22 protein-coding genes and 1 tRNA gene are annotated in these 17,635 nt (G+C 68.7%); 16 read left to right on the top strand and 7 right to left on the bottom strand.

Translation table 11 applies throughout. The features are described from left to right. Nucleotides 1–93: 93 nt before the first annotated feature. The 13 genes from ccmA (at nt 94) to QNJ67_03675 (ending at nt 10,505) form a co-directional block, all read left to right on the top strand. Complete coding sequence (gene ccmA, locus QNJ67_03735) at nt 94–744, top strand: heme ABC exporter ATP-binding protein CcmA (protein MDJ0608061.1); 651 nt, start codon at nt 94–96, stop codon at nt 742–744. Further along, nucleotides 741–1,406, top strand: coding sequence for a heme exporter protein CcmB (gene ccmB, locus QNJ67_03730; GenBank protein ID MDJ0608060.1), 666 nt, complete (start codon nt 741–743; stop codon nt 1,404–1,406). The genes ccmA and ccmB overlap by 4 nt, the downstream gene beginning before the upstream one ends. Before the next feature lie 57 nt (nt 1,407–1,463). Next, complete coding sequence (locus QNJ67_03725) at nt 1,464–2,186, top strand: heme ABC transporter permease (GenBank protein ID MDJ0608059.1); 723 nt, start codon at nt 1,464–1,466, stop codon at nt 2,184–2,186. A gap of 69 nt (nt 2,187–2,255) precedes the next feature. Continuing rightward, complete coding sequence (gene ccmD / locus QNJ67_03720; protein MDJ0608058.1) at nt 2,256–2,471, top strand: heme exporter protein CcmD; 216 nt, start codon at nt 2,256–2,258, stop codon at nt 2,469–2,471. Continuing rightward, nucleotides 2,468–2,941 carry a cytochrome c maturation protein CcmE gene (gene ccmE / locus QNJ67_03715; GenBank protein ID MDJ0608057.1) on the top strand — a complete coding sequence of 158 codons (474 nt, stop codon included), beginning with the start codon at nt 2,468–2,470 and terminating at the stop codon, nt 2,939–2,941. The genes ccmD and ccmE overlap by 4 nt, the downstream gene beginning before the upstream one ends. Then, complete coding sequence (locus tag QNJ67_03710) at nt 2,938–4,926, top strand: heme lyase CcmF/NrfE family subunit (GenBank protein ID MDJ0608056.1); 1,989 nt, start codon at nt 2,938–2,940, stop codon at nt 4,924–4,926. The genes ccmE and QNJ67_03710 overlap by 4 nt, the downstream gene beginning before the upstream one ends. A gap of 14 nt (nt 4,927–4,940) precedes the next feature. Further along, complete coding sequence (locus QNJ67_03705; GenBank protein ID MDJ0608055.1) at nt 4,941–5,483, top strand: DsbE family thiol:disulfide interchange protein; 543 nt, start codon at nt 4,941–4,943, stop codon at nt 5,481–5,483. Next, nucleotides 5,480–5,986: a cytochrome c-type biogenesis protein CcmH gene (locus QNJ67_03700; protein ID MDJ0608054.1), complete on the top strand. Its 507-nt coding sequence runs from the start codon at nt 5,480–5,482 to the stop codon at nt 5,984–5,986. The genes QNJ67_03705 and QNJ67_03700 overlap by 4 nt, the downstream gene beginning before the upstream one ends. Continuing rightward, entirely contained in the window at nt 5,983–7,194 is a 1,212-nt protein-coding gene (ccmI, locus tag QNJ67_03695; protein MDJ0608053.1) for a c-type cytochrome biogenesis protein CcmI, read from the top strand. The genes QNJ67_03700 and ccmI overlap by 4 nt, the downstream gene beginning before the upstream one ends. Before the next feature lie 110 nt (nt 7,195–7,304). Further along, the gene (locus QNJ67_03690; GenBank protein MDJ0608052.1) at nt 7,305–8,105 is read left to right on the top strand and encodes an ABC transporter ATP-binding protein; all 801 of its coding nucleotides are present in this window, start codon (nt 7,305–7,307) and stop codon (nt 8,103–8,105) included. An 81-nt stretch (nt 8,106–8,186) separates the two neighbouring features. After that, nucleotides 8,187–8,978 carry an ABC transporter substrate-binding protein gene (locus tag QNJ67_03685; GenBank protein ID MDJ0608051.1) on the top strand — a complete coding sequence of 264 codons (792 nt, stop codon included), beginning with the start codon at nt 8,187–8,189 and terminating at the stop codon, nt 8,976–8,978. 78 nt (nt 8,979–9,056) lie between these two features. After that, a complete protein-coding gene (locus QNJ67_03680) occupies nt 9,057–9,746 on the top strand; it encodes an ABC transporter permease subunit (GenBank protein MDJ0608050.1) in 690 nt (229 codons plus the stop codon). A 3-nt stretch (nt 9,747–9,749) separates the two neighbouring features. Then, entirely contained in the window at nt 9,750–10,505 is a 756-nt protein-coding gene (locus QNJ67_03675) for an ABC transporter permease (GenBank protein ID MDJ0608049.1), read from the top strand. Between the two features lie 161 nt (nt 10,506–10,666). Here QNJ67_03675 and QNJ67_03670 read toward each other — a convergent pair whose 3' ends face one another. Further along, nucleotides 10,667–10,990, bottom strand: a complete 324-nt coding sequence (locus QNJ67_03670) for a PilZ domain-containing protein (protein MDJ0608048.1) — start codon at nt 10,988–10,990, stop codon at nt 10,667–10,669. Between the two features lie 245 nt (nt 10,991–11,235). Here QNJ67_03670 and QNJ67_03665 point away from each other — a divergent pair, with 245 nt between their 5' ends. Beyond that, on the top strand, nt 11,236–11,481 hold the full coding sequence (locus QNJ67_03665; protein ID MDJ0608047.1) for a hypothetical protein: 246 nt from the start codon (nt 11,236–11,238) through the stop codon (nt 11,479–11,481). A 13-nt stretch (nt 11,482–11,494) separates the two neighbouring features. On the opposite strand, the gene QNJ67_03660 is transcribed toward QNJ67_03665, so the two are convergent. Further along, nucleotides 11,495–11,570, bottom strand: a tRNA-Ala gene (locus tag QNJ67_03660). A gap of 272 nt (nt 11,571–11,842) precedes the next feature. Between QNJ67_03660 and QNJ67_03655 the strand changes: the two genes are divergently transcribed. Continuing rightward, nucleotides 11,843–12,151, top strand: coding sequence for a YggT family protein (locus QNJ67_03655; protein ID MDJ0608046.1), 309 nt, complete (start codon nt 11,843–11,845; stop codon nt 12,149–12,151). Between the two features lie 239 nt (nt 12,152–12,390). Further along, nucleotides 12,391–13,308: a bifunctional methylenetetrahydrofolate dehydrogenase/methenyltetrahydrofolate cyclohydrolase FolD gene (gene folD, locus QNJ67_03650; GenBank protein MDJ0608045.1), complete on the top strand. Its 918-nt coding sequence runs from the start codon at nt 12,391–12,393 to the stop codon at nt 13,306–13,308. A gap of 10 nt (nt 13,309–13,318) precedes the next feature. On the opposite strand, the gene QNJ67_03645 is transcribed toward folD, so the two are convergent. Genes QNJ67_03645 through rapZ form a run of 5 tightly spaced genes read right to left on the bottom strand, consistent with a single transcriptional unit; the run spans nt 13,319 to nt 17,626 of the window. After that, nucleotides 13,319–13,627: a DUF3253 domain-containing protein gene (locus tag QNJ67_03645; GenBank protein ID MDJ0608044.1), complete on the bottom strand. Its 309-nt coding sequence runs from the start codon at nt 13,625–13,627 to the stop codon at nt 13,319–13,321. A gap of 22 nt (nt 13,628–13,649) precedes the next feature. Further along, a complete protein-coding gene (ptsP, locus tag QNJ67_03640; protein MDJ0608043.1) occupies nt 13,650–15,446 on the bottom strand; it encodes a phosphoenolpyruvate--protein phosphotransferase in 1,797 nt (598 codons plus the stop codon). Next, nucleotides 15,433–15,717: an HPr family phosphocarrier protein gene (locus tag QNJ67_03635; protein ID MDJ0608042.1), complete on the bottom strand. Its 285-nt coding sequence runs from the start codon at nt 15,715–15,717 to the stop codon at nt 15,433–15,435. Before QNJ67_03635 ends, ptsP begins: the two co-directional genes overlap by 14 nt. 7 nt (nt 15,718–15,724) lie before the next feature. After that, complete coding sequence (locus QNJ67_03630) at nt 15,725–16,144, bottom strand: PTS sugar transporter subunit IIA (GenBank protein MDJ0608041.1); 420 nt, start codon at nt 16,142–16,144, stop codon at nt 15,725–15,727. A gap of 51 nt (nt 16,145–16,195) precedes the next feature. Beyond that, entirely contained in the window at nt 16,196–17,626 is a 1,431-nt protein-coding gene (rapZ, locus tag QNJ67_03625) for an RNase adapter RapZ (GenBank protein MDJ0608040.1), read from the bottom strand. Nucleotides 17,627–17,635: the final 9 nt, after the last annotated feature.

The raw sequence follows: 17,635 nt of genomic DNA, 5'->3' as shown, positions 1-17,635 counted from the left end.
GACGAGCGTTTGGCCGCTCCCGCCTTGTTTGCTATATCCGACGCGTCTATTCCGTTCATCCGCTCTGCCCCAACCGCGACCGTCGGTATCTCCATGAGCCTCTTCGAAGGACGCGAACTCGCGTGTGACCGCGGCGGCCGGCGGGTCTTCGAGTGCCTCGACTTCGCGCTCGAGCCCGGCGGCGTGCTGCTGCTCGACGGCCCGAACGGCAGCGGCAAGTCGAGCTTGTTGCGGCTCATGGCCGGCCTGCTCGCGCCGAGCGAGGGGGAGTTGCTGTGGGAGCAGCGGCCGACCCGGGCCGACGAGCAACGGTCGCGGGTCCAGTTCCTCGGCCATCTCGACGCGGTCAAGCCGGTGCTCAGCGCGCGCGAGAACCTGGAGTACTGGACCGGCCTGCGCGGCGGCGCGGAGGAGGCAGGCGCCGAGCCGGTCGAGCGGGCGCTCGACCTCTTCGGCCTTGCCGCCCAGACCGACGTCCCCGGCCGGCTCCTGTCGGCCGGTCAGAAGCGCCGGCTCGCCCTGGCGCGCCTGCTGACCGCGCCCGCCGGGCTTTGGCTGCTCGACGAGCCCGGGGTCGGCCTCGATCGCGACTCGCTCGAGCGTTTGGGCCGGGCGGTCGCCCGGCACCGCGAAGGCGGCGGCTGCGTCGTCGCCGCGACCCACATGGCGCTGCCGTTCGGCCCGGCGGAGACCCTCTCGCTGGACCGTTTCGCGCCGCGCCGCGCCGTGGAGTTCCTCTGGTGAGCGGCTTCGCCGCCGTGCTCGGCCGCGACCTGCGCCTGGCGCTGCGCCAGCGCGCCGAGGCCAGCCTGGTGATCCTGTTCTTTCTGCTCGCCGCGATGCTCTTTCCCTTCGCCCTGGGCCCGGAGCCCAACCTGCTGCTGCGCATCGCGCCCGGCGTGGTCGCGGTCTGCGCCCTGCTGGCGGTGCTCCTGTCGCTCGAGCGGATGTTCCTGGCCGACTACGAAGACGGCAATCTGGAGCTTCTGGTGCTCTCGCCCCTACCGCTCGAGCTGGCGGTCCTGGCCAAGGTGCTGGCCCATTGGCTGACCACCGGATTGCCGCTCATCCTCGCGAGCCCCCTGATCGCGACGAGCTACGGGATGGAGGCGGCCTCGCTGCCGATCCTGATGCTGGCCATGACCCTGGCGACGCCCGTGCTCAGCCTGATCGGCGGGATCGGCGCGGCGCTCACCCTGGGCGCGCGCCGCGGCGGCGTGCTGATACCGCTGCTCGTGCTGCCGCTCTACATCCCGGTTCTGATTTTCGCCGTTGGCGCGATCGATGCGGTGCTGGCAGAATTGCCCGCGCGCCCTCATCTGCTTCTGCTCGGCGCCTTGCTGCTGGCCGCGCTGCCGCTCGCGCCCTGGGCCAGCGCGGCGGCGCTCAGGCAGGTTGCAGAGTGAGCGGCTGCGCGGTTTTTTTCGTACTGTGGTTAAACGCGAGAGAGTGACGATCGAGCCATGCACCGCTTCGCCAATCCCGGCCGTTTCATGCGCCTCGCCCGGCCCCTGGTACCCTGGTTGGCCGGCCTCTGCGCGGTCTGCCTGGGTGCCGGCCTCTACCTCGCGCTCTTCGTGGCGCCGCCCGACTATCAGCAGGGCGAGAGCGTGCGGATTATGTACGTTCACGTGCCCGCCGCCTGGATGGCGCTCTTCGTCTACACGGTGATCGCCGTCGCCAGCGCGTCCTCGCTGATCTGGCGCCACCCCCTGGCCGACGTGGTCGCCAAGGCTTCGGCGCCGCTCGGCGCGGGCTTCACCTTTTTGGCGCTCGCGACCGGCTCGCTCTGGGGCAAGCCCATGTGGGGCACCTGGTGGGTCTGGGACGCGCGGCTCACCTCGGTCCTGATCCTCTTCTTCCTCTATCTCGGGCACATGGCGCTGATGAACGCCTTCGAGGATCCGGCGCGCGGCCGCAAGGCGGCCGCCATACTGGCGCTGGTCGGCTTCGTCAACGTGCCGATCATCAAGTTCTCGGTCGACTGGTGGTCGACCCTGCACCAGCCCGCCAGCGTGATGCGCATGGACGGGCCGACGATCCACCCCGACATGCTCTGGCCGCTGCTGCTGATGGCCCTGGGCTTCAAGCTCTATTACGCGACCCTTCTGCTGCTGCGCGTGCGCAGCGAGCTGGCGGCCGCGCGCCTGCGGGCGCTTCGCCTGGTGGCGCAGCAACCGGGGTGATGTGATGGCGGCGGACAGCTTGATCGAACGCATGGTCAACGACCGGGCCGGCGGTCTAGAAAGAACCCCATGACGAGCCTTGAAGATTTCCTCGCCATGGGGGGCTACGGCGCCTTCGTCTGGCCGGCCTATGGGCTCAGCGCGCTGGTGCTGGCGGGCTTCCTGTGGCAGAGCCTGCGCGACCTCAAGCGGCACGAGCGCGACCTGGAATCGGTCGAGCAGTCGGATCAAGTCAAGAGCCGCCGCCAGGCGCGGCGGGCGGCGCGCAGCGGAGAGACGTCATGACCAGGAAGCGGCGGCGGATGATCATGCTGGGCGCGGGCATGCTGGCATTGTCGGCAGCGGCCGTGCTGGTGCTCACCGCCTTCGAGGAGAACCTCGTCTTCTTCTACAGCCCGAGCGACATCCTGGCCGGCAAGGCGCCCAACGGGCGGGCGCTCAGGCTCGGCGGCCTGGTCGAGGAAGGCTCGGTCCAGCGCGGCTCCGGGCTCGAGGTTCAATTCCGCGTGACCGATCTCGCCGAGGCCGTGCCCGTGGCCTACAAGGGGATCCTTCCCGACCTGTTCCGCGAGGGCCAGGGCGTGGTGGTCCAGGGACGGCTCAACCGCAGCGGCCTGTTCCAGGCCGACGAGGTGCTGGCCAAGCACGACGAGAACTACATGCCGCCAGAGGTGGCCGAGGCGCTGAAGAAGTCCGGCCAGTGGAAACCCGGGGGTGAGGCCGACGGCGCGTCGGAAGGAGCCTACACGCAATGATCATCGAGCTGGGACACTTCGCACTGATCCTCGCGCTCGTGGTCGCCCTGGTTCAGGGCAGCCTGCCCATGATCGGCGCGGCCCGGGGCAACCTGGCCTGGATGGGCGTCGGGCGCAGCGCGGCGGTGCTGCAGTTCCTGCTCGTGCTGACCGCCTTCATGGCGCTGATGCACGCCTACGTGACCTCGGACTTCTCGCTCCTGAACGTGGTCCAGAACTCGCACTCGGCCAAGCCGATGATCTACAAGATCTCCGGCGTCTGGGGCAACCACGAGGGCTCGATGGTGCTCTGGATCCTCATCCTGGCGCTGTTCGGCGCGGCGGTCGCGGTGTTCGGCGACAACCTGCCGCCGACCCTGCGCGCGCGGGTGCTGTCCGTCCAGGCCTGGATCGCGATCGGCTTTCTCACCTTCTCGATCTTCACCTCCAACCCCTTCGCGCGCGTCTTCCCGGTGCCGCTCGACGGCCGTGACCTCAACCCGCTGCTGCAGGACCCGGGCCTCGCGTTCCACCCGCCCATGCTCTACACCGGCTACGTCGGCTTCTCGATGGCCTTCTCGTTTGCCATCGCCGCGCTGATCGAGGGCCGCGTCGACGCCGCCTGGGCCCGCTGGGTGCGGCCCTGGACTCTGCTCGCCTGGTGCTTCCTGACCGCCGGCATCGCGCTCGGCAGCTGGTGGGCCTACTACGAGCTCGGCTGGGGCGGCTGGTGGTTCTGGGACCCGGTCGAGAACGTCTCCTTCATGCCCTGGCTCCTGGGCACGGCCCTGCTGCACTCGGCCATCGTGGTCGAGAAGCGCGACGCCCTGAAGGTCTGGACCATCCTGCTGGCGATCCTGACCTTCTCGCTGTCGCTGATCGGTACCTTCATCGTGCGCTCCGGCCTGCTGACCTCGGTGCACGCCTTCGCCACCGATCCGGAGCGCGGACTCTTCATCCTGGTGCTGCTCTCGATCACCATCGGCGGCTCGCTGCTGCTGTTCGCGCTGCGCGCGCCGGCGCTCAAGCCCGGCGGAATCTTCGCGCCGGTCAGCCGCGAGGGCGCCCTGGTGCTGAACAACCTGCTGCTCGCCACCGCCACGGCCACGGTCTTCCTGGGCACGCTCTACCCGCTCTTCACCGAGGCGCTGGGCGGCGACAAGGTCTCGGTCGGCGCGCCCTTCTTCGACCGGACCTTCGTGCCGCTCATGGTGCCCCTGGTCGCCGCCATGGCGATCGGCCCTCTGATGCCGTGGAAGCGGGCCGATTTGGCCGGCGTGCTGGCGAGGCTCAAGGTGGCTGCCGGGCTGGTCGCGGTCGTGGTCGTCGCGCTGCTGATCTTCACCGCGGGCAAGTCCGCCCTGGCGATCTTCGGGATGGCGCTGGCCGCCTGGCTGTTCGCCGGCTCCTTCACCGAGTGGGCGCTGCGGGTCAAGCTGTTCCGGGGGCCGCCCGGCGAGACCCTGGCGCGGATCGGCGGCGTGCCGCGCTCGTCCCACGGCATGACCCTGGCCCACATGGGCATGGCCGTCGCGGTCGCCGGCATGACCGCCTCCTCGGCCTGGCAGTCCGAGGCGGTGCAGGTGCTCAAGCCGGGCGAGAGCCTCGAGCTGGCGGGCTACGTCTACACGCTGGAGGGCGTGGAGCGCGGCCGGGGCCCGAACTACCTGAGCGATACCGCGACCTTCACGGTGACCCGCGACGGCGAGGCCTACACCGTCCTGACGCCCGAGAAGCGGTTCTACCCGGTGCAGGAGATGCCGACCACGGAGGCCGCGATCCACACCACGGTGATGCGCGATCTCTACGCGGTGATCGGCGACTCCGACGGCCAGGGCGGCTGGACGGTGCGGATCTATCACGAGCCCCTGGTGCCCTGGATCTGGATCGGCTGCCTGCTGATGGTCCTCGGCGGCACGGTCTCGCTCAGCGACCGCCGGTTTCGCATCGGCGCGCCGGCCTCCAAGGCCAAGCGCGCGGCGCGGACTGCGACCCAGAGCGCCTGACCGGGGAGACGCCCATGGGCCGACGCCTGCTGTTCTTTCTGCCGCTGGCCGTCTTCGCCGTTGTCGCCGGCTACTTCCTCTGGGGGCTCGATCCCGAGCGCAATCCGCGCGAGGTCCGCTCGGCCCTGATCGACAAGCCGGTGCCGGACTTCGCGCTGCCGCCGGTGCCGGAGACCGAAACCCCGGGTCTGGACACCGCGCACCTGAGCGGCGAAGTGACCCTGGTGAACTTCTTCGCGTCCTGGTGCATCCCCTGCCGGGCCGAGCACCCGCTGCTGATGGAGCTCGCCGAGGACCCCTCAATCCGGCTGGTCGGCATCAACTACCGGGATCCGCCGCCGGCCGGCGCCCGCTGGCTGGCGAGCCTGGGCAATCCCTACCGGCGGATCGGCCTGGACGACAAGGGACGCACCGCGATCGACTGGGGCGTGTCCGGCGTGCCCGAGACCTTCATCATCGACCGCGAGGGACGGATACGGCATCAGCACATCGGACCGATCCACCCCCGTCAGCTGGAGGAAGAGATCATTCCGGTGCTGGAGGCCTTGAAGGGATGAAGCGTTACCTGATTCCCGCCTTTGCGGCCCTGGCGCTGCTCCTGACGGCGCAAGGCGTCCCGGCGGTCGAGCCCGACGAGATCCTCGACGATCCGGCGCTGGAATCCCGCGCCCGATCGCTCTCGGAGGAGATTCGCTGCGTGGTCTGCCAGAACGAGTCGATCGACTCCTCCAACGCCGATCTGGCGCGCGACCTGCGCATCCTGGTGCGCGAACGCCTGGTCGCCGGCGACAGCGACCAGGAGGTGCTCGACTATCTGGTGGCGCGCTACGGCGACTTCGTTCTGTTGCGCCCGCCGTTCAAGCCGTCGACCTACCTGCTCTGGTTCGGGCCTTTCCTGTTGTTCATCCTCGGGCTCGGCCTGGTGGTGCTCTACTTCCGGGGCGGCACCGGCCAGGCGCCGGCCGCCGCGGCGCCCCTGAGCGACGCCGAGAAGGCGCGGCTCGAAGCCCTGATCGACGGCTCCGAACGGGATCGCGGCGACCGCAAGGACGGCTCATGATCTTCTGGGTTGCCGCGTCGGTGATGGCCGCCCTGGCCGTCCTGCTGCTGGTGCTGCCGCTGTGGCGCGGTCGCGGCGCCGCCGCCGCCCGCGACGCCTACGATCTCGCGATCTACCGCGACCAGCTCGCCGAGTTGGAGCGCGACCTCGCCCGCGGCGTTCTGACCTCCGACCAGGCGGCGACCGCGCGCACCGAGATCGAGCGGCGCATGCTGCAGGCCAGCGAACGCAAGCATCGGCCGCTCGCCGCCGCCGGGCCGGCGCGCGCGCTGGCGCTGGTCCTGGCCCTGGCCGTTCCCGGCGCCGCGGTCGTGCTCTACGGGCAGCTCGGCAATCCGGGGCTGCCGGCCCATCCGCTCGCCGCGCGCCAGTCGCCGCCGCCGGCGCCGGTCGCACCCGACGGCAACAGCCTGTCCGACCTCGCCGACCGCCTGGCCGCGCGGCTCGAGCAGAGCCCGGGCGACATCCAGGGCTTCATCCTGCTCGCGCGGACCTACGGCGAGCTCGGCCGCTACCTCGACGCCGCGCAGGCCTACCGCCGCGCGATCGCCAACGGGGACGAATCGTCGGAGACTCGCGCCTCTTTGGGCGAGGTGCTGACCGCCGCGGGCGGCGGCCGGGTCGGGCCGGAGGCCCGTGCCGCCTTCGCCGAGGCCCTGGAAATGGACCCGGCCAACCCCCGGGCGCTCTACTACGGCGGCCTCGCCTACGCCCAGTCCGGCCGCCTGGCCGAGGCGCTCGAAGTCTGGCGCGGCCTCGCCGCCCAGACGCCGCCCGACGCGCCCTGGAAGGAGCTGCTCGACAACCGAATCGCCAGCACCCAGGCGGCGCTCGACGGCGAACCGCCGCCCGAGATCGCCCGGCCCGCTCCCGAACCCCAACCGGCCCCCGGGGCGTCGTCGCCGGACCTGGGCCGCGGGCCCGGACCGAGCCAGGAGGACGTCGCCGCGGCGGCCGAAATGAGCAACGACCAGCGCCAGGCCTTCATCCGCTCGATGGTGGACCGCCTGGCGGCCCGGCTCGAGGAGGAGCCCGACGACCTGGCTGGCTGGTTGCGCCTGACCCGCGCCTATACCGTCCTGGGCGAGCGCGAGCAGGCCGTCGCCGCGCTCGATCAGGCCTCGGCGCTGGCCGAGAAACTGCCGGCCGATGCGCCGGAACACGGCGCCATCGCCCAGGCGCGCGCCATGCTGGCGGGCCGCCCCTAACCCTCGTCTCCCGGGCCCGGCGCCAGGAGCTTTTCCCTTTGCAAGCCGCCGAAAGCTGTCTAACCTTCTGAGACAATTAGAAGAGTGACAGGCAGGGAGGCCGAGGGTCGATGGCGGACATCGTACCCGCCGCCGCAAACGGCGCCGAAGCGGCCTTGGTCGCCGAAGACATCCACAAGAGCTTCGGGCCGATCGAGGTCCTGAAAGGCATATCGCTCACCGCTCACGAGGGCGACGTGATCGCCATGCTGGGCGCCAGCGGCTCCGGCAAGAGCACATTCCTGCGCTGCATCAACCTGCTCGAGACGCCCAATGCCGGGCGCGTGCTCGTGCGCGGCGAAGAGATCCGCATGACCAAGGATCGCCAGGGCCAGGCCGTTCCCGAGGACCTCCGGCAGGTCGAGCGGATCCGCGCGCGGCTCGCCATGGTGTTTCAGAGCTTCAATCTCTGGTCCCACATGACGGTCCTGGAGAACGTGATCGAGGCGCCGATTCACGTGCTCAAGGTGCCCAAGGCGGAAGCTCTGGAACGGGCGGACGCGATCCTGGAGAAGGTCGGCATCCGAGAGCGCCAGGACTACTATCCGGCCCACCTGTCCGGCGGGCAGCAGCAGCGGGCGGCGATCGCCCGCGCGCTCGCCATGGAGCCGGACGTCATGCTGTTCGACGAACCGACCTCGGCGCTCGATCCCGAGCTGGTCGGGGAAGTGCTGCGGGTCATGCGGCAGCTGGCGGAAGAGGGGCGCACCATGCTGGTGGTGACCCATGAGATGGGCTTCGCCCGCGACGTCTCCTCGGAGGTCGTCTTCCTGCACGAGGGCCGTATAGAAGAGCAGGGCCCGCCCGCCGAGGTCTTCGGCAACACGAAATCGGAACGCTTCCGCCAGTTCCTGGCCAAGACCCGCGATTGACGGAGGCAAACCGGCGCTATTTTGCAAGCTGACCCCGGACGCCGCGCGCGGCCGGAGTCGTTCAACAGGGAGAAGAGAAGCATGGGTTTCAAGAAACTGACAACGCTACTGGCCGCGGCCGGCCTCGCGCTCGCCATGGGCGCGACCGCCCAGGCGGGCGAGAAACTGCGCATCGGCGTCGAGGGCGCCTACCCGCCGTTCTCCTGGAAGGAGCCCGACGGCACCCTCAAGGGCTTCGACATCGAGATCGCCCGGGCGCTCTGCGCCGAAATGAATAGGGACTGCGAGCTGGTGGAGCAGGATTGGGACGGCATCATCCCCGCCCTCCTGGCCAAGAAGTACGACGCCATCGTCGCCTCCATGTCGATCACGGAGGAGCGCAAGAAGAAGGTCGACTTCACGGCCAAGTACTACAATACCCCGGCCAAGTTCGTGGCGCCCAAGAACGCCGGCTTCGAGCCGACCGCGGAAGGCATGAAGGGCAAGACCGTCGGGGTCCAGCGCGGCACGATCCACCAGTGCTACATGGAGAAGAAGTTCCCGGACACGGAGCTGCGGCTCTACGCCACCCAGGAAGAGGTCTTCCTGGACCTCGCCTCCGGCCGGATCGACGCGCAGATCTCCGACTCGATCCAGGCCCTCGAGGGCTTCCTGGGCACTGAGGACGGCAAGAACTTCGCGTTCCTCGGCGGTGACCAGTTCGATCTGGGGTGTCACGGTGAGGGCGCCGGAATCGCGGTGCGCAAGGGCGACGACGATCTTCGCTCCTCGTTCAACGCCGCGATCAAGGCGATCCGAAAGGACGGCACCTATTCCAAGATCAACTCCAAGTACTTCGACTTCGACATCTACGGCGCCGACGCCGGCTCGTAGCTGATTTCGGCGGAAGGGTCCCCGGACCCTTCCGCCGTTTCTTTTTCATCCGGATTCCAGGGCAGCGGGGCGATCTCCATGAGCGATGTCATTGCCTACATGCCAGCGATCTTCAATGGCATGCTCGTCACGATCGCGGTCGCCATCTGCTCCTTGGCCCTTGCCGTTCTGCTCGGCCTGGTCGGCGCCTGGGGCAAGCTCGCCAAGTCCCTGCCCGCCAAGAAGACGGCCGACGCCTACACGACCCTGGTGCGCGGGATTCCCGATCTGGTTCTGATGCTGTTGCTGTTCTACGGCGGCCAGCAGCTGCTCAACGATCTCGGCGACGCGACCGGCTGGTGGGGCTACCTCGAGATCGACCAGTTCACCGCGGGCGTGTTCACGATTGGGTTCATCTACGGCGCCTACATGACCGAGACCTTCCGCGGCGCCTTTCTCTCGATCCCCAATGGCCAGATCGAGGCCGGCATCGCCTCTGGCATGAGCCCCGGCCTGCGGTTCCGCCGCATCGTCTGGCCCCAGCTCGTGCGCTATGCCCTGCCCAGCTTCGGCAACAACTGGCTGGTGCTCTTGAAGGGCACGGCCCTGGTCTCCGTGCTCGGCCTGCACGAGCTGGTATGGGAAGCCTTCACGGCGGGACGCTCGACGCGCCAGCTCTTCACCTTCTTCTTCGTGGTCCTGATGCTCTATCTGGTCCTGACCGCGATATCCGATGTCGGCCTGCGCTATCTCGAGCGCAAGTACAGCGTCGGCGTGCGGAGGGCCTGAGCCATGGCGAAGGAAGCCGGCGGATTCCTGGTCGCCCTCGAGGAGTTCAGCAGCGGCGCCTCGCCGCTCGATTTCGTCCTGATCTTCCAGAACTGGGAGCTCTTCGCTCTCGGCGTTTGGAACACCCTCGTCCTCACGGTCCTGGCGCTGCTCATCGGTGGCATGCTCTCGATCCCCCTGGCCCTGGTGCGGGCCAACCGGACGCCGGTGCTCAACGAGATCACCTGGGCCTATGTCTACCTCTTCCGCGGCACGCCGCTCCTGGTCCAGCTCTATCTGATCTATTACGGCCTGGGTCAGTTCGAGTTCATTCGCGAGAGCTTCCTTTGGCCGGTTCTGCGCGAGGCCTGGTGGTGCACCCTGCTCGCCTTCGTGCTCAACACCGCGGCCTACACGACCGAGATCCTGCGCGGCGCCATCGAAGCCACGCCCTTCGGCGAGGTCGAGGCCGCCAAGGCCTGCGGCATGTCACAGTCACAGGCCGCCCGTCGAATCATCGTCCCCAGCGCCCTGCGCCGGGCACTGCCGGCCTATTCCAACGAGATCATCTTCATGCTGCACGGCTCGGTCGTGGCCAGCACGGTCACGATCATCGATATCCTCGGCGCTGGCCGGACCCTCAACGGCAAGCATTACCTGGCCTACGAGGGCTTCATCGCGGCGGCGGTCCTCTACATGATCCTGGTCTTCGCCATTTCTCGCGGATTCAAGCTGTGGGAGCACAAGTGGCACGCTCACCTGCGGCCGCGGGTAGCCTGAAGCAGATCCGCGTTTACCGGATAGGCTCCAGGCTTCAGGCCAGAGCGGATCATGTTTAGATGGAACCACTTCGTGGTCTCCAACTAAACATGTGAATCCGCTCTACATCTGAGGTTTAGAGCAGATTCACCGGGTTTGATGGATCGCCTCCGGCGATTCAGTCAAACCCGGATCTGCTCTAGGCGAAGCTCCGGGAGTTGCCAGCCGAGCGCCCGGCGCACCGCCGCCGGATTGTCCTTGAAGCAGAGGCCCAGGGCGTTGCCGTCCTGCCAGACGATCTCCGCCGCCAGGCGCCCGAAATGGAAGGACTGCAGCATGACGCGACTCCCGCGCGGTATCAGATCGAGCGACCGCGCCATCGCGCCGTGCGGCCCGATATTGAGGACCACGCAGTCGGAAGTCCGGTTGCCGTGGTCCAGGTTGCCGGTCCACAGCACCTTGGCTCTGCCGTGCCGCCGCCGCTCTGACCTGCTCTGATCGTTCATCGGCCGATCTCTCTCGCGTCCCAATGGTTAACGAGAGATAGCCAAGCAGAGTTACCAAGTGGTAAATGAACGAAACCCGGGCCGCTGCGGCCTTACATTTGCGAATCGCAATGTTTACAAATAATTCAGCTTATTTATTTGGATTTTTCCGGCGGGTTACATATATTCGTTCTTGAAAACGCTCGGTTTTACAAACAGTTAATCTTACCGAGGTTGGGCCGGGGCTGTAAAAGCAGGAGGGTACGATGAGACTGGGCGATAAGGTTCAGGTAGAACTGGAGGTTTGCGGGGAAGTCGTCGGGCGCACCTTCGAGCGGGATCCCAAGATCGACCTCAAGACGCCGTGGGGCATGCTGTACGGTGTGCCCGTCTCGGTCCTGGAGGCGCGCAAGCCGGCGCAGCCGGAAGGCGAGGCCGTCGTGCCGGCCAATGTCACGCAGATCGCTGACGCGGTCCGCAAGACCGAGAAGCCGATCCTCAAAGCAGGCTGAGATTACGGGATCTTGGTGGAGCCGAGGGGAGTCGAACCCCTGACCTTCGCATTGCGAACGCGACGCTCTCCCAACTGAGCTACGGCCCCGCCAGATGGCGCGCGTGCCCGCCAAGGAGCACGGCTGGAAACTGCCCGGCATCGGGCGGCGGGATAATGGGTATTCGCGCGAGGGCTGTCAAGCGGGCGCCGAAACCGCCACGAGATCAGCGCGGACGCTCCCCGGCCGCGACCGCCGGAAGACCTTGGAGGCGCCGCAAAACCGCCGGCGCCGGGCGATCTTGTATGTCCCCCGCACCGTCGCTAGGTTAGCCCAGGCAAGCCCGCCGCGGACATTCCGAAATCGACAACGAGGTACCGGCGTGATCGTTCTCGGCCCCTTGATCCATGTCACGATCATTGCGATCGACTTCTACATTTGGCTGATCATCGCCTCGGCCATCATGAGCCTCCTGATCGGTTTCAGAGTGATCAACACCTCGAACCAGGTCGTCTACATGATCTGGGAGTTCCTCACCCGCATCACGGAACCGGCGCTCCGGCCGATCCGGCGAATGCTGCCGAGCTTCGGCGGTTTCGACGTCTCGCCGGTAATCCTGATCCTGGTCCTCTACTTCTGCCAGATGGTGCTGGGCAACATCCTCTTCTCGCTCGGGGGCGCAACGCTCTGAGCGTTCCTTTCGTGGGCAAGGCGACGGCGCTTCGCCATCGTTCCGGCATGGAAACGACGCAGCGGGAAGGCGCACCTTTCCGGAGGTGCAACAATGCTCGGCGATACGCCCGAGAAGGGGTTCGCCGGACCCGACGGCAGCGCTGAAGAGTCGGCGATGCGTCGGTAAGCGGCGTTATGGAACATGACGACGGTCCCCGGCGCCGTCACAACCGCAGCAAGTGAACAGGGAGGCACAACATGAACGACCAGGCACAGGCGGGCAGCGCCGCGACGATCGACGGAAAGGCCTTCGCCGCCGGATTGCGCGGGCGGGTCGCTGCGGCGGTCGAGACGCTGAAGGCGGAGCACGGGCTGACGCCCGGGCTGGCGGTCGTCCTGGTCGGCCACAACCCGGCCAGCGAGGTCTACGTCCGCAACAAGGCCAAGCAGACCGCCGAGACCGGCATGGCTTCCTTCAAGCACGAGCTGCCGGAGACCACCAGCCAGGCCGAGCTGCTCGCCCTGGTCGAACAGCTCAACGGCGATCCCACGGTCCACGGCATCCTGGTGCAGCTACCGCTGCCCGAGCAGATCGACGGCGAGGCCGTGATCAACGCGATCGCGCCGGCCAAGGACGTCGACGGCTTTCACGTGATCAACGCCGGCCGCCTCTCGGTCGGCGCGACCGGCGAGAGCGCCCCCATGGTCCCCTGCACCCCGCTCGGCAGCCTGATGCTGCTGCAGGACACGCTCGGCGACCTGACCGGCCTCTCGGCCGTCGTCGTCGGGCGCTCCAACATCGTCGGCAAGCCCATGGCGCAGCTGCTGCTGCAGCAGAACTGCACCGTCACCATCGCCCACTCCCGGACCAAGGACCTGCCCGGAGTCTGCCGCGGCGCCGACATCCTGATCGCCGCGGTCGGCCGGCCCGAGATGATCAAGGCCGACTGGATCAAGCCCGGCGCCACGGTCATCGACGTCGGCATCAACCGGGTCGAGACCGGTGAAGGAAAGACGCGCCTGGTCGGCGACGTGGCGACCGAGGAGGCCCGCCGGGTCGCCGGCGCGATCACGCCGGTGCCGGGCGGCGTCGGGCCCATGACGATCGCCTGCCTGCTGGCCAACACGGTCACCGCCGCCTGCCGCCAGGCGGGGGTTCCGGAGCCGAAACTCTAGCTATTCCGAGCTATTCCGGCAGGGCAAGGCGGACCAGTCCCTTGATCGGCGCGTGGGGGTCGGCCGGCTTGCCCTTGCGCAGGATCGTGATCCGACCCTGGCGCGCAAGGTGGAGCGCCTGCTGCCGCGCCGCCGGCAGGTAGCGCCGCCAGAGGTCGGGCGGGTCGCCCCGCTTCGCCCGCTCGGCGGCGAAGGCGCGGGCCGCGTCGCCCGGCTCGATGGTCTTGCCCGGGCCGGCTTCGGCCAGCAGGTCGAGGATGGTGCGCGCGACCGGGTCGTCCTTGCGCTCTTCGGGGGCCGCGTCGTCTCGCTCGGTCACGGGATCGTCGTCCGCTCTTAATTCAGGCCAGGGCGTTGAAGTCGTCGAGCAGCGCCGCGATCCGGCCCGAGTCGAACTGGTCCATGATAACCGAGGCCCGGCGCACGGCGGCCTGAAGGTCGAGGTTGAGGATGCGGCTCTTCACGCGCGGGAGGGCGTTGGCCGTCATCGAGAGCTCGCGCACGCCGAGCCCCAGAAAGAGCGCGGTGTATCGCGGATCGCCGGCCATCTCGCCGCACACCGAGACCGGGATGCGGGCCCTGAGCGCGGCCTCGACCGAGAACTGGATCGACCGCAGCACGGCGGGGTGCAGCGGGTTGTAGAGGTGGGCGACCCGCTCCTCGCCCCGGTCGATCGCCAGGGTGTACATGGTCAGGTCGTTGGTGCCGATCGCGAAGAAGTCGGAGACCCGCGCCAGGGAGTCGGCCGCCAGGGCGGCCCCCGGCACCTCGATCATGACTCCGAGAGGCGGCAGGGGGTCGGCGATCTTGACCTTCCGCCGCCGCAGGCGGCGGATCACCGTGTTGAGCGCCTTGCGCACCTCGCGCACCTCGGAGACCGTGGTGATCATTGGCAGCAGGATGCGCACCGGCCCGTGGGCGCTCGCCCGCAGGATGGCCGCCAGCTGGGCCTCGAACAGCTTGCGCTGGGTTAGCGAGAAACGGATCGCGCGCAGGCCGAGCGCCGGGTTGGCCGAGTCTTCCAGGGTCTCGCCCAGCGCCGACATCAGCTTCTCGCCCCCGACGTCGAGCGTGCGGATGGTGACCGCCCGGCCGTCCATCGCCTCGACGATGTTCCTCAACGCGTCGTACTGCTCGTCCTCGTCGGGCAGGTCGTCGCGGTTCATGTAGAGGAACTCGGTGCGCAGCAGGCCGACGCCCTCGGCGCCGACGGTGACGGCCTGGTCGATCTCGCGCGGCAGCTCGAGGTTGACCGCGAGCGAGATCCGCTCGCCGTCCCGAGTGCTGGCCGGCACGTCGCGCAGGCGGTCCAGCGCGCGCGCCTCGCGCTTGAAGGCGCGGCGCCGCTGCTGGTACTCGGCCAGCGTCTCTTCGGCGGGGTTGACGATGACCGCGCCGTTCGAGCCGTCGACGATCAGGGTATCGCCGGTGTGCGCCGCCTCGAGCAGGCCGGCGACGCCGAGCACGGCGGGCAGTCCGAGGGAGCGGGCCATGATCGCGGTATGGCCCTCGGCGCCGCCCATCACCGTGGCGAAGCCGCCGATCTCGCGCGGGTCCATCAGCGCCGTGTCGGCAGGCGTCACGGTTTCCGCGATCACGATGCTGCCGCGGGGCAGGGCCGAGAAGTCGCTCAGCTTCTGATCAGACAGGGTGCGCACGATGCGCATGCCGACCTCGCGCACTTCCTCCGCCCGGGAGCGCAGGTAGGGGTCGTCGACCTGCTCGAAGGCGGCGGCGATCTCGGCGATTTCCTCGGCGACCGCCGCCTCGGCATTCTGGCGCGCCGTCGCGATCCGCTGCTCGACGCCGGACAGCAGTCGCGAGCTGCCGAGCATCTGGTGGTGCGCCTCGAGCAGGAACCCGAGCTCCTCCGCGGCGGCGCCGTGGAAGCGGGTCGCCTTGTTCTTGAGCCTGTCGAGCTGTCGCTTGGCCTTGGTGACGGCCTGGCGAAAGCGGGCCTGCTCGTCGTCGACCGCGCTGGCGCCGATCTGGTACTCCAGGACCCGGATCTCGCCGCTCTCGCGCAGGTGCGCCGAGCCGATGGCGACGCCGGGTGAGACGGCGAGGCCCGGCAGCACGACCTCTTTGCCGGCCCTGGCCGCCCGCTTCGATTTCTTCGCCGCCTTATCCATCTTCATCGAACTTGTTCCGCACCAGGTCTGCCAGGGCGACCACGACCGCCTCGGCCGCCGGGCCCGAGGCCCGCACCTCGAGAAAGCTCCCGGTCGACGCGGCCAGCATCATCAGCCCCATGATCGATGAACCCGAAACCTCGACGCCGTCCTTGAGGACCGTGACCTCGGCATTGTAGGCGCCGGCCAGCTTCACGAACTTCGCTGCCGCCCGGGCATGGAGGCCGCGGCTGTTGACGACTTCGACCCGACAGCTGGCCGAGAGCAACCGGCTCATCGCTAGATCAACCGCCGCCGCCCGACCCTTGATTGGCCAGGAGCTGCGACGCGACGTTGATGTACTTGCGCCCCGCTTCCTGGGCGCCGGCGACCGCGTTCTTCAGGGTCTCCGTGCCGCGCAGGCTGGCCAGCTTGATGAGCATCGGCAGGTTCAGGCCGGCGATCACCTCGATCTTGTTCGGCTCCATCACCGAGATCGCCAGGTTGGACGGCGTGCCCCCGAACATGTCGGTCAGCAGCACCACGCCCTCGCCGCCCTCCACCTCGGCGATCCGGTCGATGATGTCGCGGCGGCGCGCCTCCATGTCGTCGTCGGGCCCGATGCAGACCGCGGCAACCGCCTGTTGCGGCCCGACGATGAGCTCCAGGGCGTCGATGAACTCCAGCGCCAGCCTGCCGTGGGTCACCAGGACCATGCCGATCATTGCTTGCCCTCTCGTTCTCTTTGCGCCGCGCTTCCCCTCGGGGCGCCGGCGTTACGATTTCTCCGGCGGCGCCGTGAGGTCGCGATGCCCCGTGGTCACCCGGTAGCCGGCGCTCTCGAGCCGACGCGCCAGCCGTTCGCCGGTCATGACCGAACGGTGCCGGCCGCCGGTACAGCCGATGGCTATGGTCAAGTAGCTCTTACCTTCCTTCTCGTAAAGGGGCAGCAGCTGTTCGAGCATCCCGGTCAGCCGGTCGTAGAAGGGCTGGAACTCGGGATCGGCCTCGATGAACGCGGCGACGCCGGGGTCCAGGCCGGTCTGCACGCGCAGCTCCGCGTCGTAGTGGGGATTCTTCAGGAAGCGCACGTCGAACACCAGATCCGCCGAGCGCGGCAGGCCGTGGCGATAAGCAAAGGAAGTGACAAAGACCTCCATGCCTTCTTCGGCTTGCGGCGAGGTCAGCCGCGTGTTCAGGTACTGCCGCAGATCGGCGGGCGTCAGGTTCGTCGTATCGACCAGGAGGTCGGCCTGGTCGCGCAGGGGCGCGATCAGCCGCCGCTCGTCGACGATGCCGTCCTTGAGCGGCCGGCCGCTTGCCAGGGGATGACGCCGGCGCGACTCGGTGTAGCGCCGCTGCAGCACTTCGTCGTCGCACTCCATGAACAGCAGGCTGGCCGACAGGCGCGGGTTGCCGCGCAGCCTGGTCAGGCAGTCGGTGACCGTGTCGACCGCGAAGTTCCGGGTTCTGATGTCGATGCCGAGCGCGACCGAGCGGTCCAGCGGATCGGCCACGATCCCCTCGAGCAGCTCCAGCGGGGGATTGTCGATGGTTTCGAAGCCGAGGTCCTCGAGGATGTCCAGCGCGAGCGAACGGCCGGCGCCCGACAGGCCTGTCACCAGCACAACCCGGTTGGGTCCGGTCTGCGCTGCCTCGTCCTCCGGCGCACTGTCGGTCTCCGTGGTCATGCTCCGCTGGCTCCTGTCCCCGTGGCGCGCGGGCGACCGCGGCGCGGCCTCGCGCTCCATTATAGCGTCGGCTTCGCGACGGGCGGCAAGACGGAGTTTGATCGCCGCCGAAGGCGCGGCGGGGTCGAGCGCGACGCGCGGCAGGCGGACCCCCAGAAGGTCGCAGAACTCCTGCTCCGGCAGACGTTCGACCCGCTCCGCCGGCAGCAGGTCGGCGACCAAGCAGACCCTCGCGTCGCGCGCGTTTGGAAAGCGCAGGATGCCAAGGCCCCGGATCTCGAGCAGCCCGGCGATGGCCGGCGGCGCGCTGGCGAGCAGCGCGTCGCCCCGGGCCGCGAGCGCGGTCTGGTCGTCGGCGACCAGGCGCCAGCCCTGGTCGATCAGGCGCAGCGCCAGGTCCGACTTGCCGCAACCGGAAGCGCCGCGCAGCAGGACGGCGGCGGGCGGGTCCGCCGGACCGCCGCCAACGCCGGGCGGCAGGGCGACGCAGGTCGCGTGCACCAGCTTGTCCGCCATCGCCGGCCG

Source organism: Kiloniellales bacterium (assembly GCA_030064845.1).
Taxonomy (GTDB): domain Bacteria; phylum Pseudomonadota; class Alphaproteobacteria; order Kiloniellales; family JAKSDN01; genus JASJEC01.
This window is presented reverse-complemented; position numbering and strand designations above follow the sequence as displayed.

Excerpts from the sequence above, each read along its gene's own strand:
- QNJ67_03690 (MDJ0608052.1), top strand. The coding sequence starts at position 7,305 with ATGGCGGACATCGTACCCGCCGCCGCAAACGGCGCCGAAGCGGCCTTG.
- QNJ67_03680 (MDJ0608050.1), top strand. The coding sequence starts at position 9,057 with ATGAGCGATGTCATTGCCTACATGCCAGCGATCTTCAATGGCATGCTC.
- ccmA (MDJ0608061.1), top strand. The coding sequence starts at position 94 with ATGAGCCTCTTCGAAGGACGCGAACTCGCGTGTGACCGCGGCGGCCGG.
- rapZ (MDJ0608040.1), bottom strand. The coding sequence starts at position 17,626 with ATGGCGGACAAGCTGGTGCACGCGACCTGCGTCGCCCTGCCGCCCGGC.
- QNJ67_03665 (MDJ0608047.1), top strand. The coding sequence starts at position 11,236 with ATGAGACTGGGCGATAAGGTTCAGGTAGAACTGGAGGTTTGCGGGGAA.
- QNJ67_03675 (MDJ0608049.1), top strand. The coding sequence starts at position 9,750 with ATGGCGAAGGAAGCCGGCGGATTCCTGGTCGCCCTCGAGGAGTTCAGC.
- folD (MDJ0608045.1), top strand. The coding sequence starts at position 12,391 with ATGAACGACCAGGCACAGGCGGGCAGCGCCGCGACGATCGACGGAAAG.
- ptsP (MDJ0608043.1), bottom strand. The coding sequence starts at position 15,446 with ATGAAGATGGATAAGGCGGCGAAGAAATCGAAGCGGGCGGCCAGGGCC.
- QNJ67_03705 (MDJ0608055.1), top strand. The coding sequence starts at position 4,941 with ATGGGCCGACGCCTGCTGTTCTTTCTGCCGCTGGCCGTCTTCGCCGTT.
- ccmD (MDJ0608058.1), top strand. The coding sequence starts at position 2,256 with ATGACGAGCCTTGAAGATTTCCTCGCCATGGGGGGCTACGGCGCCTTC.
- ccmI (MDJ0608053.1), top strand. The coding sequence starts at position 5,983 with ATGATCTTCTGGGTTGCCGCGTCGGTGATGGCCGCCCTGGCCGTCCTG.
- ccmE (MDJ0608057.1), top strand. The coding sequence starts at position 2,468 with ATGACCAGGAAGCGGCGGCGGATGATCATGCTGGGCGCGGGCATGCTG.
- QNJ67_03725 (MDJ0608059.1), top strand. The coding sequence starts at position 1,464 with ATGCACCGCTTCGCCAATCCCGGCCGTTTCATGCGCCTCGCCCGGCCC.
- QNJ67_03635 (MDJ0608042.1), bottom strand. The coding sequence starts at position 15,717 with ATGAGCCGGTTGCTCTCGGCCAGCTGTCGGGTCGAAGTCGTCAACAGC.
- QNJ67_03630 (MDJ0608041.1), bottom strand. The coding sequence starts at position 16,144 with ATGATCGGCATGGTCCTGGTGACCCACGGCAGGCTGGCGCTGGAGTTC.
- QNJ67_03710 (MDJ0608056.1), top strand. The coding sequence starts at position 2,938 with ATGATCATCGAGCTGGGACACTTCGCACTGATCCTCGCGCTCGTGGTC.
- QNJ67_03700 (MDJ0608054.1), top strand. The coding sequence starts at position 5,480 with ATGAAGCGTTACCTGATTCCCGCCTTTGCGGCCCTGGCGCTGCTCCTG.
- QNJ67_03670 (MDJ0608048.1), bottom strand. The coding sequence starts at position 10,990 with ATGAACGATCAGAGCAGGTCAGAGCGGCGGCGGCACGGCAGAGCCAAG.
- QNJ67_03685 (MDJ0608051.1), top strand. The coding sequence starts at position 8,187 with ATGGGTTTCAAGAAACTGACAACGCTACTGGCCGCGGCCGGCCTCGCG.